At 72.1% G+C, this 14,095-nt stretch carries 12 protein-coding genes; 1 reads left to right on the forward strand and 11 read right to left on the reverse strand.

Annotated features, from left to right (window positions below; translation table 11 throughout):
* Positions 1-46: 46 nt before the first annotated feature.
* Entirely contained in the window at positions 47-3,538 is a 3,492-nt protein-coding gene (gene rpoB / locus ASF82_RS12360) for a DNA-directed RNA polymerase subunit beta (RefSeq protein ID WP_056057461.1), read from the reverse strand.
* Between the two features lie 330 nt (positions 3,539-3,868).
* Between rpoB and ASF82_RS12365 the strand changes: the two genes are divergently transcribed.
* Positions 3,869-4,726: a spermidine synthase gene (locus ASF82_RS12365; protein ID WP_056057464.1), complete on the forward strand. Its 858-nt coding sequence runs from the start codon at positions 3,869-3,871 to the stop codon at positions 4,724-4,726.
* A 156-nt stretch (positions 4,727-4,882) separates the two neighbouring features.
* Here ASF82_RS12365 and csrA read toward each other — a convergent pair whose 3' ends face one another.
* From csrA to ASF82_RS12415, 10 genes are all read right to left on the reverse strand, one after another.
* A complete protein-coding gene (gene csrA, locus ASF82_RS12370) occupies positions 4,883-5,131 on the reverse strand; it encodes a carbon storage regulator CsrA (protein ID WP_056057467.1) in 249 nt (82 codons plus the stop codon).
* 31 nt (positions 5,132-5,162) lie between these two features.
* The gene (locus tag ASF82_RS12375; protein WP_156370127.1) at positions 5,163-6,287 is read right to left on the reverse strand and encodes a hypothetical protein; all 1,125 of its coding nucleotides are present in this window, start codon (positions 6,285-6,287) and stop codon (positions 5,163-5,165) included.
* 19 nt (positions 6,288-6,306) lie between these two features.
* Positions 6,307-8,358 carry a flagellar biosynthesis protein FlhA gene (locus ASF82_RS12380; protein WP_056057471.1) on the reverse strand — a complete coding sequence of 684 codons (2,052 nt, stop codon included), beginning with the start codon at positions 8,356-8,358 and terminating at the stop codon, positions 6,307-6,309.
* Positions 8,358-9,554 carry a flagellar biosynthesis protein FlhB gene (locus ASF82_RS12385; RefSeq protein ID WP_056059113.1) on the reverse strand — a complete coding sequence of 399 codons (1,197 nt, stop codon included), beginning with the start codon at positions 9,552-9,554 and terminating at the stop codon, positions 8,358-8,360. The genes ASF82_RS12380 and ASF82_RS12385 overlap by 1 nt, the downstream gene beginning before the upstream one ends.
* Before the next feature lie 50 nt (positions 9,555-9,604).
* On the reverse strand, positions 9,605-10,324 hold the full coding sequence (locus ASF82_RS12390) for a flagellar biosynthetic protein FliR (protein ID WP_056059116.1): 720 nt from the start codon (positions 10,322-10,324) through the stop codon (positions 9,605-9,607).
* Positions 10,325-10,365: 41 nt separating this feature from the next.
* A complete protein-coding gene (gene fliQ / locus ASF82_RS12395) occupies positions 10,366-10,641 on the reverse strand; it encodes a flagellar biosynthesis protein FliQ (RefSeq protein WP_056057474.1) in 276 nt (91 codons plus the stop codon).
* Positions 10,641-11,504, reverse strand: a complete 864-nt coding sequence (gene fliP / locus ASF82_RS12400) for a flagellar type III secretion system pore protein FliP (RefSeq protein ID WP_235491331.1) — start codon at positions 11,502-11,504, stop codon at positions 10,641-10,643. The genes fliQ and fliP overlap by 1 nt, the downstream gene beginning before the upstream one ends.
* A 206-nt stretch (positions 11,505-11,710) precedes the next feature.
* Positions 11,711-12,397 (reverse strand): flagellar biosynthetic protein FliO, encoded by a 687-nt coding sequence (locus tag ASF82_RS16190; RefSeq protein WP_056057477.1) that lies wholly within the window; start codon positions 12,395-12,397, stop codon positions 11,711-11,713.
* Between the two features lie 3 nt (positions 12,398-12,400).
* Complete coding sequence (gene fliN, locus ASF82_RS12410) at positions 12,401-13,132, reverse strand: flagellar motor switch protein FliN (protein WP_056057482.1); 732 nt, start codon at positions 13,130-13,132, stop codon at positions 12,401-12,403.
* A complete protein-coding gene (locus ASF82_RS12415; RefSeq protein ID WP_235491278.1) occupies positions 13,129-14,094 on the reverse strand; it encodes a flagellar motor switch protein FliM in 966 nt (321 codons plus the stop codon). Before ASF82_RS12415 ends, fliN begins: the two co-directional genes overlap by 4 nt.
* Between the last annotated feature and the right edge of the window lies 1 nt (position 14,095).

Below are 14,095 nucleotides of genomic sequence, written 5' to 3' on the forward strand. Positions count from 1 at the left end.
TCAGTCCCTTGTCAGAAAGATTCGACGTGTCGTTGTGGGAGGGGGCTCAGATTTCGTCGACGTTCGACGACTCGAAGCGCGAGGAGATGTTGATGCCGAGCTCTTCGGCGGCACGGAAGACCTCGTCGTCCGTGTCGCGCAGGCTGACCGTCTGGCCGTCGGCCGAGAGGACCTCGACGTTCAGGCAGAGCGACTGCATCTCCTTGATGAGGACCTTGAAGCTCTCCGGGATGCCGGGCTCCTGGATGTTCTCGCCCTTGACGATCGCCTCGTAGACCTTCACGCGGCCGAGGATGTCGTCGGACTTGATCGTCAGGAGCTCCTGCAGCGCGTACGCGGCGCCGTAGGCCTCGAGGGCCCACACCTCCATCTCTCCGAAGCGCTGTCCGCCGAACTGCGCCTTACCACCCAGCGGCTGCTGCGTGATCATCGAGTAGGGGCCCGTCGACCGAGCGTGGATCTTGTCGTCGACGAGGTGGTGCAGCTTGAGGATGTACATGTACCCGACCGAGATGGGGTTCGGGAACGGCTCACCCGAACGACCGTCGAACAGGCGCGCCTTGCCGGACGAGCCGATCAGGCGGTCGCCGTCACGGGTCGGCAGGGTCGAGTCGAGGAGGCCCTCGATCTCGCGCTCGGCGGCGCCGTCGAACACCGGGGTGGCGACCTTGGTGCCGGGAGCGGCGCTGAGCGCCTCCGGGGGCAGGTTCTTGGCCCACTCCTGGACGCCCTCGACGTTCCAGCCCTGCGCGGCGATCCACCCGAGGTGGATCTCGAGCACCTGGCCGAAGTTCATTCGACCGGGGACGCCGAGCGGGTTGAGGATGATGTCGACCGGCGTGCCGTCCTCGAGGAAGGGCATGTCCTCCACGGGGAGGATCGTCGAGATGACGCCCTTGTTGCCGTGGCGGCCGGCGAGCTTGTCGCCCGCGGTGATCTTGCGCTTCTGGGCGATGAACACGACCACGCGCTGGTTGACGCCCGAGCCGAGCTCGTCGTCGCCGTCCTGCGAGTCGAAGACCTTGACGCCGATGACCGTTCCCTGCTCGCCGTGGGGCACCTTCAGGGACGTGTCGCGGACCTCACGGCTCTTCTCGTTGAAGATCGCGCGCAGCAGGCGCTCCTCGGCGCTGAGCTCGGTCTCGCCCTTCGGCGTGACCTTGCCCACGAGGATGTCGCCGGGGCGGACCTCGGCGCCGATGCGGATGATGCCGCGCTCGTCGAGGTCGGCCAGCAGGTCCGGGCTGACGTTGGGGAGGTCACGGGTGATCTCCTCCTTGCCGAGCTTCGTGTCGCGGGCGTCGACCTCGTACTCCTCGATGTGGATCGAGGAGAGCGTGTCGTCCTTGATGAGGTTCTGCGACAGGATCATCGCGTCCTCGTAGTTGTAGCCCTCCCACGGCATGAACGCGACGAGGAGGTTCTTGCCGAGCGCGAGCTCGCCGTTCTCCGTCGCCGGGCCGTCGGCGATGACCTCGCCGACCTCGATGCGCTGACCGGCGTCGACGATCACGCGGTGGTTGTAGCTGGCGCCCTGGTTCGAGCGGTCGAACTTGCGCAGGTAGTACTCCTGCGTGCCGCCCTCGTCGAGCTGGACCACGACCACGTCGGCCGAGACCTCGGTGACGACGCCCGCGGCGTCGGCGGTGACGACGTCACCGGCGTCGATCGCGGTGTAGCCCTCCATGCCGGTGCCGACCAGGGGGCTCTCGCTGCGGACCAGCGGGACGGCCTGGCGCTGCATGTTGGCGCCCATGAGGGCGCGGTTCGCGTCGTCGTGCTCGAGGAACGGGATGAGCGAGGTCGCGACCGACACCATCTGGCGCGGCGAGACGTCCATGTAGTCGACCTCGTCCTTGGCGACGAGCTCCACCTCGCCGCCCTTCTTGCGGACGAGCACCTTGTCGTCGACGAAGTCGAAGCCGTCGGTGAGGGGGGCGTTCGCCTGGGCGACGACGTAGTCGTCCTCCTCCGACGCGGTGAGGTAGTCGATCGTCGCGGTGACGTGACCGGCCTCGACCCGGCGGTAGGGGGTCTCGATGAAGCCGAACGAGTTGATGCGCGCGAACGAGGCGAGCGAGCCGATCAGGCCGATGTTCGGGCCTTCCGGGGTCTCGATCGGGCACATGCGGCCGTAGTGCGAGGGGTGCACGTCTCGCACCTCGACGCCGGCGCGCTCACGGGAGAGACCGCCCGGCCCGAGGGCCGAGAGGCGACGCTTGTGCGTCAGGCCCGAGAGCGGGTTGTTCTGGTCCATGAACTGCGACAGCTGCGAGGTGCCGAAGAACTCCTTGATCGCGGCGACGACGGGGCGCACGTTGATCAGGGTCTGCGGGGTGATCGCTTCGATGTCTTGAGTGGTCATGCGCTCGCGGACGACGCGCTCCATGCGGGAGAGACCGGTGCGGACCTGGTTCTGGATCAGCTCGCCGACCGCGCGGATGCGACGGTTGCCGAAGTGGTCGATGTCGTCGACGTCGAGGCGGAGCTCGACGGCGTTGCCGTCGCGCGTGCCGTCGATCGTCTTCTCCTCGGCGTGCAGCGAGACGAGGTACTTGATCGTCGCGACGATGTCGTCGACGGTCAGGACCGAGTCGCCGAGGGGCGCGTCGATGCCGAGCTTGCGGTTGATCTTGTAGCGACCCACCTTCGCCAGGTCGTAGCGCTTCGGGTTGAAGTAGAAGTTGTCGAGGAGCGCACGCGCGGCCTCGGCCGCGACCTGCTCGCCGGGACGGAGCTTGCGGTAGATGTCCTTGAGGGCCTCTTCCTTCGTGAGGATGGCGTCCTTCTCGAGGGTGGCCTCGATGGACGCGAAGCCCTTGAACTTCTCCGTGATCTCTTCGCTCGTCAGGCCGAGGGCCTTGAGGAAGACGGTGACGCTCTGCTTGCGCTTGCGGTCGATGCGGACGCCGACCTGGTCGCGCTTGTCGATCTCGAACTCGAGCCAGGCACCGCGGCTCGGGATGACGCGGGCCGAGTAGATGTCCTTGTCGGAGGTCTTGTCGGAGGCGCGCTCGAAGTAGACGCCGGGGCTGCGGACCAGCTGCGACACGACGACGCGCTCGGTGCCGTTGATGATGAACGTGCCGCGCTCGGTCATGAGCGGGAAGTCGCCCATGAACACGGTCTGCGTCTTGATCTCACCCGTGAGGTGGTTCATGAACTCGGCGTTGACGTAGAGGGGGGCGGCGTAGGTCTTGCCGCGCTCCTTGCACTCGTCGATCGAGTACTTGGGGTCTTCGAGCTCGGGCGCGGTGAACGACAGCTGCATCGTCTCGCCGAGGTCCTCGATCGGGGAGATCTCCTCGAAGATCTCCTCCAGGCCGGAGTGGAGGGCGAGGTCGGTGCGACCCTGCTCGGTGGCCTCGGCGAGGCGCTGCTTCCAGATGTCGTTGCCGACGAGCCAGTCGAAGCTCTCGGTCTGGAGCGCCAGGAGGTCGGGGACCGTCAGCGTGTCGGTGATCTTGGCGAACGAGAGGCGCGATGCGCCACGGCCGTTCTTGGGTGAGTTGGTGTTTGCGGTGTTCGCAGCAGCCAAGGAAGTAACCTCCGTGGACCCCGTCGGGTCATCACTGTCGGACAGTATGAGTGAGTGGTTGAACGGCCCTCCCGGAGCCGTCGGGGCGTACAGTCCGAGGACCAGCCCGTTCCGACGACCGGACGCGCCCCCGCCGCGATATTCGGAGGCCGTCTCGAGGTGCGTCGTCGACCGCAATATGACGACGGGACGCACGGGGAGCGCAAAGGTCAATACTATGCAGCCGGGACACGCCTGGCAAGCCCTGTCGTTGACTCTCAGCGGAACCTTCGGTATAACGCGGGAGCGGCCCGTGTGTTCCCGCCCCCGAGGGGTGGGAAGCTGGGCCACATGGCTGCTGCGCACGACGACCCCTCCGGCGAGATCACCATCGGCGCCGGCCTCGCCCGCGTCGACGAGGACCGCCACCGACCCGGCGCGTTCACGCTCGTCGTCGACGGCACCCCGCAGTCGCACGTCGACCTCGACGACCCCACCCACCTCGCCTTCGAGTACGTGCGGCGCATCGGCCACGCCATCGACCTGCTGCCCGAGGGGCCGGTCACGGCGCTGCACCTCGGAGCCGGCGCGCTGACGCTGCCCCGCTACGTGGAGGCCACCCGCCCGGGGTCGCGACAGCAGGTGGTCGAGCTCGAGGCGGACCTCGTGGCGCTGGTGCGCGAGAAGCTGCCGCTGCCGAGGGGCGCCTCCATCAGGGTCCGCTACGGCGACGCCCGCGAGGTGATGCTGAAGCTCCCGGCCGGGCTGCGCGGCACGGTCGACCTGCTCGTCGTCGACGTCTTCGGCGGCTCGCGCATCCCCGCCCACGTGACCTCGCTCGAGTTCTACTCGGCCGCGGCGGAGTTCCTCTCCCCCACCGGCATGCTGATCGTCAACTCCGCCGACGGGGCCGGGCTCGCCTTCGCCCGCGGCCAGGCGTCGACGCTCTCCACGGTCTTCGACCACGTCGCCGCCGTCGCCGACCCGGCCACCCTCAAGGGCCGCCGCTTCGGCAACGTCGTGCTGATCGGCTCGCCGTCGCCGCTGCCGACCGACCGCATGCCGCGGCTCTACTCGTCGGACCCGCTGCCGGCCAAGGTCGTGCACGGCCGCGAGCTGCGGGACTTCGTCGCCGGCGCCCCCGTGGTCACCGACGCGACGGCGGTGCCGTCGCCCGAGCCGTCGCGGAGCGTGTTCGGGGCGCGCTGACCGCACGTCACGGCGAGGCACCACGTCTTCGCACGGGAACCACGCCGCGGCGGGGTTCCGGTGCGAGAACGTGGTGTCTCGCGGGCCGAGCGGGCGCGGGCGGGGGCAGCGCGCCTACTGGTCGGCGCGGGCGCGGGCGCGCCGAGCGCGCGGCGGCTACTGGTCGGCGCGGGGCGCGGGGGCGCCGAGCGCGGCTCGGAGGCGGGCCTCGGCGTCGTCGGGGGCCGCGGCCGCCGCGACGTTGGCCTCGGAGACCGCCTGGACGACCTCCTCGCGCTGGATCTTCACGCCGCGGGGGGCGTCGATGCCGATGCGCACGCCCTCGCCCCGGGAGTCGAGGACGGTGATGACGATGTCGTCACCGATGAGGATCCGCTCCCCGACCTTGCGCGTCAACACCAGCATCGGGCCAGCTTAGCGACGTGAGGGTCGCTGGCTACTCGCGCCACCCCACGGGCACGCCGAGCAGGTGCACCGTGCCGGGGGTCGCGGTGTCCTGCGCGCCGACGACCGCGACGGCCGCGACGGGCTGCACCGTGCGGACGGCCTCGACCCAGCGCGCCGTGTCGTCGTGCTTGCGGCCCACGTCGACGGCGACCCAGAGCTGGTCGGCGCCGATCGAGCGGAGCGCCTCGGGGGCGTCGTCGTCCCACGCGAGGGCGGTGACGACCGACGAGCCCTCGTGCACCCCGGTGGCCCGGGCGAGGATGGCGCTGCGGCGGTCGGAGACGTCGACCGAGCGCAGCCCGAACGCCGACGCCATCTGCGCCGCCACCCGGAACGCGTCGCCAGGGCGGCCCACGACGACGACGAGGTCGCCGGCGCCGCGCAGCAGCCCCGGAGCGGCCGGCAGGTCGGCCTGCCCGGCCGCGGCGAGCGCGGGCGACGTGGTGGCGGCGGCCGCGGCGAGGAACTCCGCGGCGGTGGTCAGCGGGCCCGGCCGGGCGTCGTCGGCGGCGGCGGGGGCGACGACGGGGTCGACCGCGATGCCGTTGAAGGTGAAGTCGTCCATGATGTCGGCGAACGCGTCGGTGCGGGTCGAGACGTCGGCCGGCGACGGGACCGGCACCGCGCCTCCGGCGGTCGACGAGGAGGCGGTGGTCGCGGCCGCGGCGGAGGCGGCGGCCGCGGCGGCACGGGCGGCGCGACGGGGGCTGTCGACGGCGCCCGCGTCGGCGGTACGCGGCAGCACGACGACCTCGGGTGCGGGGCGCCGGGCGGCTCCCCCGCCGGCGAGCACCTCGTCGAAGGGGTCTCGCGCGGGCGAGGGGGCGGCGGCCGCGGCGCCGGGGCCGGTCCCGTCGTCGAAGCCGTCCGCCGCGTCGGCGTCGGCGAGGAGCGCCGCGATGCCCGCCCGCGAGGCGGGCTGCGTGATGGTCACCCGGGCGACCGGGCGGTCGGTGGTCGGGTCGGGCACCTCGACGGTCACCTCGTAGTGCTTGCGGGCGAAGAGGCCGCCCACTCCCCCGACGGTCACCTTCTGGGCGGCGACGACCCGGGCGCCGGGCCCGTGCACCGCGCGGGCCTCGGCGGCGAGCTGCTCGAGCGACTCCCCGCTCATCTGCACCCTGCGCGCCACGTCAGGCCGCCGTGATCGGGTCGGCCGCGCGGACGACGCCGACGGTCTCGATGGTCGAGCCGGCGGCCGTGGCCTCCTGGTACGAGAGAACCGGCAGGCCGTTCTGCTGCGCCGACACGAGCCGGTGGATGGCGGGGCGGAGCGCGGGCGCACAGACGAGCACCGCGCTGAGGCCCTGGGCCTCGACGCTCGCGACCGAGTCGCGCAGCGAGCCGAGCACCTGCTCGACCCGGTGGCCGTCGAGCAGGATCTGCGTGCCCTGGTCGCTCGGCCGCAGCCCCTCGAGCATCGACTGCTCGAGGCCCGGGTCGATCATGATGACGCGCAGCACGGCCCCGTCGAGGTAGCGCGCGGTGAGCGCGGGCCCGAGGGAGGCGCGGGCCGCCTCGATCAGCCCCTCCGGGTCGGTCGACTGCTTGGCGCGGAGCGTCAGCCCCTCACAGATGCGCGCGAGGTCGTTGATCGGGATGCGCTCGGCGAGCAGCCCCTGCAGCACGCGCTGCAGCTCGGCGAGCGACAGCATGCTCGGCACGAGGTCGTCGACGGCGGCGGCGTTGACCTGCTTGACGCCCTCGGTGAGCACGCGGACGTCCTCGCGGCTGAGGAGGCGGGCGGCGTTGTCGCCGATGATCGACGAGAGGTGCGTGACGAGCACCGAGACGCGGTCGATGACGGTCGCGCCGGTCATCTCGGCGCTGTGGCGCATCTCGGCCGGCACCCACTTGCCGGCGAGGCCGAAGACGGGCTCGATCGTGACCGTGCCGGGCAGCGAGTCGAGCTGGTCGCCGAGGGCGAGCACCGAGCGGGCGGGCGCCTGGCCGCGGCCCGCCTCGACGCCGGCGATGCGGATCGAGTAGGTCGACGGCGGCAGGTCGACGCTGTCGCGGGTGCGGACGGGCGGCACGACGATGCCCATGTCGACGGCGATCTTGCGGCGCAGCGCCTTGACGCGGCCGAGCAGGTCGTCCGAGGCCCCGCTGACCATGTCGACCAGGTCGGGCGCGAGCAGGATCTCGAGGGCGTGGACGCGCATCTGCTCGAGGAGGTCCTCCGTGGTGTCGGTGGGGGCCGTGGGCGGGACCTCGGCCTCGAGGGCCGCCCGCGCCTCCTCGGCCTTGGCCTTCGTGCTGAGGCGCTGGGCGATGATCAGCAGCGTCGCGCCGATGACGAGGAAGGGGATAATCGGCATGCCGGGGATGAACCCCATGCCGATCGCCGCGACGCCCGCGATGGCGATCGCGATGCGCGACTGCCCGAGCTGCGCCGCCGCCTGCGAGCCCATGTCGCTGTCGGCGCCCGAGCGGGTGACGATCATGCCGGTGCTGACCGCCATCAGCAGCGCGGGGATCTGCGTGACGAGGCCGTCGCCGATGGTGAGCAGGCCGTAGTGGCCGAGGGCGTCGGCGGGCTCCATGCCGTTCTGCAGCACGCCGATGGCGATGCCGCCGATCAGGTTGATGACGATGATCAGGATGCCCGCGATCGCGTCGCCCTTGACGAACTTCGACGCGCCGTCCATCGCGCCGTAGAAGTCGGCCTCGGCGCTGACGTCGGCGCGGCGCTGCTTGGCGACCTCGTCGGTGATCAGGCCCGCGTTGAGGTCGGCGTCGATGGCCATCTGCTTGCCGGGCATCGCGTCGAGGGTGAAGCGCGCGCCGACCTCGGCGACGCGCTCGGCGCCCTTGGTGACGACGACGAACTGGATGATGACCAGGATGCAGAAGATGACGGCGCCGATGATGATCGAGCCGCTCACCGCCACGTGGCCGAACGCCTCGATGACGTGGCCGGCGAAGCCCTCGCCGAGCACGAGGCGCGTCGACGCGACGTTGAGGCCGAGGCGGAACAGCGTCGCCACGAGCAGCAGCGACGGGAAGACCGAGAAGTCGAGCGGCTTCTTCACGAAGAGCGTCGTCAGCAGGATCACCAGCGCGAGCAGGATGTTGCAGATGATCAGCACGTCGAGCATCGGGGCCGGCACGGGCACGACGAGCAGCAGCACGATCGCGACCACGCCGACGGGCACGGCGAGCTTGGGGAGTGTCTTCTTCATCAGGCGGTTCCTCCGGTGACGGACGGACGGGGAGCAGTGGGGGCACCGGCCGGAGGCGCGGTTCGGGAGGCGGCGTCGCGCGCGACCCGCAGGCGGCGGGGCATCGCGTCGGCCTCGAGCGAGCCGGGCGTGAGCACGCCGGCGACCTCGTCGGGGGTGGTGGGGCGGGGGTTGGCGTGGGTGCCGGCGACGGCGGACGCCCCGCGGGCCTGGAGGGCCATCACGAAGGTCAGCACGCGCGCGACCGGCGTGTAGAGGTCGACCGGGATCTCGTCGCCGAGGCCGCAGGAGGCGTGCAGGGCACGGGTCAGGGGGACGTCGCGGACGAGCGGCACGCCCGACTCCTCGGCGCGGGCACGGATCGCGGCGGCGACGGCGCCGGCGCCCTTGGCGACGACGCGGGGCGCCGACTTGCCGGGCTCGTAGCGGAGCGCGACGGCGTAGTCGGTCGGGTTGACCATGACGACGTCGGCGTCGACGATCGCGCCCATCATGCGGTTGCGGCTCATGGCGAGCTGACGCGAGCGGCGCTGCGACTTGACCAGGGGGTCGCCGTCGCTGCTCTTGCTCTCGTCGCGCACCTCCTTCTTGGTCATGCGGGTCTTCTTGCGGTTGCGGCGCATGACGACGAAGACGTCGGCGGCGGCGAGCAGCAGCCCGGCCACGATGGCGGCGCGGAGCAGGATGCCCGTGCCGGCCTCGGCCTCGGCGAGCAGCGCGGAGACGCTGAGGCCGCCGCCGCTCATCAGCACGGGCATCAGGCCCTGGATGGCCATCCAGAGCACGACGCCGACGACGGCGGTCTTGATCAGGGCCTTCGCGCCGTTCCAGAGGGCCTGGGTGCCGAAGGTGTTCTTGATGCCGGCGAGGAGGTTGAACTGCTCGTAGTTGCCGGTCATCCGCTTGATGTGGACGCCGCCCTGCACGATCGCGGTGACGAGCACGGCGACGCCGACGACGGCCAGCATGGGCGCGATGGTCGCCGCCATCGACCCCACGCCGTCGCCGAGGAGGGCGACGACGGTCGTGTCGTCGGGGTGGCGGATGATCTCGCCGATCGAGAACAGCTGGTCGGTGCCGGCCTCGGCCCCGCGCTGGATGGTGCTGGGGATCATGACCGCGGCGGCGCCGACTCCGATCCACGCGCTGAGGTCCTGCGAGCGCGACAGCTGGCCCTTGGAGTGCACCTCCTTCATCCGCTTGTCGGTCGCGGCCTCGGTCTTCTCCCCGGAGTCGTCGGCCACGGCTACCCCACCCCCAGGAGCATCTTCGAGGCGTCGCCGGTCAGCGAGCGCACGACGCCGGGCAGGGCGAGGAAGACGCCGCCCGCGAGCATCACGGTCATCAGGATCTTGAGCGGGAAGCCCATGGCGTAGGCGTTGAGCGCGGGGGCGACGCGGCTGAGGAGGCCGAGCCCGACGTCGGCGAGGAAGAGCACGACGGCGAGGGGGCCGGCGATCTGCAGGGTCGCGAGGAACATCTGCGAGACGCCGTGCGCCATCATCTCGACCGGGCGGGAGAGGTCCATGCCGAGCCCGAGCGGGAACGCGTCGAACGAGCGGGTCAGCCCGCCGATCAGCAGCTGGTAGCCGCCGCTCGCGAACATCAGCGCCAGCGCCGTCATCTGGAAGAGGCGGGTGAACTGCGCGCCGTTCACCATCGACTGCGGGTCGAACGCCTGCGCGAGCGTGAAGCCGCCGAAGAGGTCGATCAGGCTGCCCGCGGCCTGCACGGCCGAGAACGCGAGGAACACCAGGAACCCCAGCACGGCGCCGACGACGACCTCGAGCACGAGCGCCACCACGAACTGCCCGGTGGCGAGCGACTCGTACCCGGGCGTCACGCGCGGCGCGACGGCGAGGCCGAGGCCCACGCCGAGCATCGCCTTCACGCGGCCAGGGAAGGCCTTGTAGGAGAACGGCGGCGCGATGACGATGAACGCCGTCATGCGCACGGCGGCCAGCATCGTGGCCTCCAGCCAGCTGAGGTCGAGGGTCACGGTCGGGCCTAGCCGCCGCTGAGGAGCTGCGGGATGCGGTCGAAGACGGCCGTCGTGAACGAGACCATCTCGGAGATCATCCAGTGCCCGCAGACGATGAGGGCGACTCCCACCGCCACGGCCTTCGGCACGAACGAGAGGGTGACCTCCTGGATCTGGGTGATCGACTGCAGGAGCGAGATCGCGAAGCCGACGACGAGGGAGGTGATCAGCACGGGGGCGGCGAGCTTGCCCGTGATGATCAGCGCCTGCATCGACAGGTCGAGGACGGCGTTGGAGTCCATCAGCTGCCCACCTGGTAGCTCTCGATCAGGCTCGTGATGATGAGGCCCCAGCCGTCGACGAGCACGAACAGCAGGATCTTGAAGGGGAGCGAGATCATCACCGGCGGGAGCATCATCATGCCCATCGACATCAGCGCGGCGCTGACGACGAGGTCGATGACGAGGAAGGGGATGAAGATGACGAAGCCGATGATGAAGGCGGCGCGCAGCTCGCTGATCATGAACGACGGGATGAGCGTGAGCATCGGCACGTCGGTCTGGTCGGCGGGGTTCGGCTGGTCGGCCGAGCGGGTCATCAGCGCGAGGTCCTCCTCGCGGGTGTGCGCCAGCATGAACTCGCGGAGCGGCGCCGAGCCGGCGTCGATCGCGCCCTGCAGGTCGAGCTGGCCCGAGAGGTAGGGCTGCACGGCGTCGTCGTTGATGTGCCCCAGGATCGGCGCCATGATGAACAGGCTCAGGAAGAGCGCGAGGCCCGCGAGCACCTGGTTCGGCGGGATCGACGGCAGCGCGAGCGCGTTGCGGGTCATCGCCAGCACGACGAAGATCTTCGTGAACGACGTCATCATCAGCAGCAGCGCCGGGGCCACGCTCAGCAGCGTGATGCCGATCAGCGTGACGACCGCCTGGCTGGGCGTGCCGTCGGGGCCGGTGATGTCGATGTCGAGGCCGCCCGTGCCGGTGCCGTCGGTGACGGTCTGGTCGGTGTCGGTGTAGTCGGTGGGGGTCGTGCCGGCGGTGCCGTCGGTGCTGCCGACGGCGGGCGCGGTCGGGTCGACCGGCGCCACCGGCGAGACGGGGGCGGGCGCCGGGGCGGCGCTGGCGCTCTGGCCGATCAGCATCAGCAGGGCCGAGGCCACGACCATCGCCAGCAGGCCGACGACGACCGTGCGGGCGAGGCGGGTGTCGGCGAAGCGCACGGGGGCGGCGTCGATCGAGACGAAGCTGCTGCGGCGGGTGGGGCCCCCGGCGAGCGCACGGCCGCGCAGGCCGTCGCGCAGCGTCGGGGCGACCCGCGCGACGAGCGCGGAGCCGAAGGAGGCGCGGGTCGGGCGGGCGAGGGAGGCGCGGGTCATCCGGCGCGTCCGGCCCGCAGGGCCGCGGCCGCCTGGCGCCACGTGCCGGGGGCGAGGATCGAGCCCTCGAGCGGGGTCGAGGCACGGCCGCGGCGGCGCTCTCGCGGGTCGCGCGGGGCGCGGGCGGCGGTGGCCGACGCGGAGGCGACGGTCGCGGCGCGGCGGGCGGCGCCGCGGGGGCGGAGGAGCTCGGGGGCCGGGGCGACGGCGACGGGGGCCTGTGCGGCGGCGGCGGCGGCCGACGCGGCCGGGACGGCGGCCACGGGCAGCGGGGGCTGGGTGGCGAGGACGGCCTCGAACGACATGGGCGCGGGCGCGGGCACCACGGCGGGGGCCGGGGCGGTGAGGGGGGCGATCGGGGTGACCCGCGCCTCCTGCGGGGCCGTCACGGGCGCGACCGGGGCCGGCACCAGCGCCAGCGGCGCGGGGCCGGGCACCTCGGCGGCCGAGAGGACCGTGACCGACGACTCGGTGACGCCGAGCACGAGGCGCTCGCCCTCGACGTCGACGACGACGACGCTGGCCTTGGCGCCGAGGCCCTGACGGGCGACGACGGTGACCGGGGCGGCCGACTTGCCGGAGCCCCGGACGCCCTTGACGAGGCGCTTCTGCAGCACCCACAGCAGGGCGAGCACGACGCCCAGCGAGAGGGCGACGCGCAGCGCGACGAAGAGCGTGTCCACCGGTCAGACCAGGCCGTCGGCGACGTCGAGGATCTTGGTGATGCGGACGGCGTAGTCCTGGTCGACGACGACGACCTCGCCGTGCGCGATCAGGCGGCCGTTGAGCAGCACGTCGGCGGGGGCGCCGGCCGAGCGGTCGAGCTCGATGACGGCGCCGGGCTCGAGGCCGAGCACGTCGCGCACCGACATGCGGGTGCGGCCGATCTCGACCGTGAGGGCCATCTCGACGTTGTTGATGCGGCCGAGGTTGCCGGCGACGGAGTCGAACAGGGGCGACGAGGAGGCGCGGGCCGGGCTCGACCCCACGGTGCCGCCTTCGCGGATGCGGATCGCGAACCAGCCGGCGGGCTGCCCCGCGGCGGTCAGGTCGAAGACCACCGTGTCGGGGTCGGCGAGGAGCGCGTCGGCGGGCTCGCGGCGGCTCTCGCCGAGCACGCCCACGCCGAGCACGCCGGTGGCGGCCTCGAGGGCGGGGCGGAGCACGTCGCCGACGGAGACGAGGGGCGAGTCGGTGCCGGCGGCGGCGGTCAGCTGCTCCATGTCGACGAGCACGAGCGCGGTGTCGGCCGAGACGGCGCCGACGAACGAGGTCATGACGACGCTCGACGCGGCCGTGCGGCGGCCCTGGGCGACGACGGCCTCGAGCGGCACGGCACGGAGCGGCGACGGCGTCGGCAGCACGGAGACGAGCGCCTCCGCCGCGGCGGTGTGCAGGGTGATGGTCGTGCCGGTCATGAGGTTCCTTCTTCGGTGCCGGTCAGGGAGGTGGAGACGACGATGCCCGCGAGGCGGGAGCCGTTGGCCCCGACGGCGGCACGGCCGACGGACTGGCCGTCGACGGTGATCTCGAGCGGTCGCGAGCGCGGGTGCGGCAGGGGCAGCAGGTCGCCGACGGCGAGGCCCAGCACGACGCCGGGGCGGACGGAGGCGGGGGCCAGCTGGAGCGCGACGCCCACCGGCACGGCGGCCAGCTGCGCGCCGAGCAGGCGACGGGCGTCCGCGGCGCCGACCGTCGGGTTCGACTCGCCGAGCTGGGGCAGCAGCACCTCGGCCGGGATGGCCACGGTGCCGAGGGCGGTGCGCTCGCCGACGCGGATCTCGAACGTCGCGACGATCATCAGGTCGGACTTCTGCGCCGCCTGGGCGAACTGCGAGTTGTACTGGAAGCCGCCGACCGAGACCGCGTCGACCAGCAGCGAGCCGAACGAGTAGCGGAGGTCGTCGAGCGCGTCCTCCATCAGGCGGCGCACGAGGGCCTGCTCGACGGGCGAGAAGGTGCGGTCGGGCATCGCGTGCGGCTTCGAGGCGCCGAGCATGTGGCTGACCCAGCCGAGGGCGGCCGAGGTCGGGAACTGCACGACCGCCTTGGGGCCGACGCCCTCGAGCGGGCAGAGCACCATCGCCGTCGTGGCCGGCAGCGACGAGGCGTACTCGTCGTAGGTCAGCATCTGCACGTGCTCGCAGGTGACCTGCGAGAGCACGCGGACCTTGGCGGTCAGCTGCGTGCCCCACTGGCGCGCGAAGGTGTCGAAGGCGAGCTCGAGCACCCGCGAGTGCTCGCGGGCGAGCGTCGTCGGGCGGCGGAAGTCGTAGACCTCGACCTGGCGCGCCGACCGGGCGACCGGCCCGGCGGCGGGCGCGGGGTCGGCGGGCGCCGACGCGGGCGCGCTCGTCACGGCGGGGTCGAGGAGGGTCACG

It is taken from the genome of Frigoribacterium sp. Leaf164 (genome assembly GCF_001423665.1).
In the GTDB taxonomy this organism is placed as follows: domain Bacteria; phylum Actinomycetota; class Actinomycetes; order Actinomycetales; family Microbacteriaceae; genus Frigoribacterium; species Frigoribacterium endophyticum.

Excerpts from the sequence above, each read along its gene's own strand:
- ASF82_RS12365 (WP_056057464.1), top strand. The coding sequence starts at position 3,869 with ATGGCTGCTGCGCACGACGACCCCTCCGGCGAGATCACCATCGGCGCC.
- csrA (WP_056057467.1), bottom strand. The coding sequence starts at position 5,131 with ATGCTGGTGTTGACGCGCAAGGTCGGGGAGCGGATCCTCATCGGTGAC.
- ASF82_RS12375 (WP_156370127.1), bottom strand. The coding sequence starts at position 6,287 with ATGAGCGGGGAGTCGCTCGAGCAGCTCGCCGCCGAGGCCCGCGCGGTG.
- ASF82_RS12380 (WP_056057471.1), bottom strand. The coding sequence starts at position 8,358 with ATGAAGAAGACACTCCCCAAGCTCGCCGTGCCCGTCGGCGTGGTCGCG.
- ASF82_RS12385 (WP_056059113.1), bottom strand. The coding sequence starts at position 9,554 with ATGAAGGAGGTGCACTCCAAGGGCCAGCTGTCGCGCTCGCAGGACCTC.
- ASF82_RS12390 (WP_056059116.1), bottom strand. The coding sequence starts at position 10,324 with ATGCTGGCCGCCGTGCGCATGACGGCGTTCATCGTCATCGCGCCGCCG.
- fliQ (WP_056057474.1), bottom strand. The coding sequence starts at position 10,641 with ATGGACTCCAACGCCGTCCTCGACCTGTCGATGCAGGCGCTGATCATC.
- fliP (WP_235491331.1), bottom strand. The coding sequence starts at position 11,504 with ATGGTCGTGGCCTCGGCCCTGCTGATGCTGATCGGCCAGAGCGCCAGC.
- fliN (WP_056057482.1), bottom strand. The coding sequence starts at position 13,132 with ATGACCGGCACGACCATCACCCTGCACACCGCCGCGGCGGAGGCGCTC.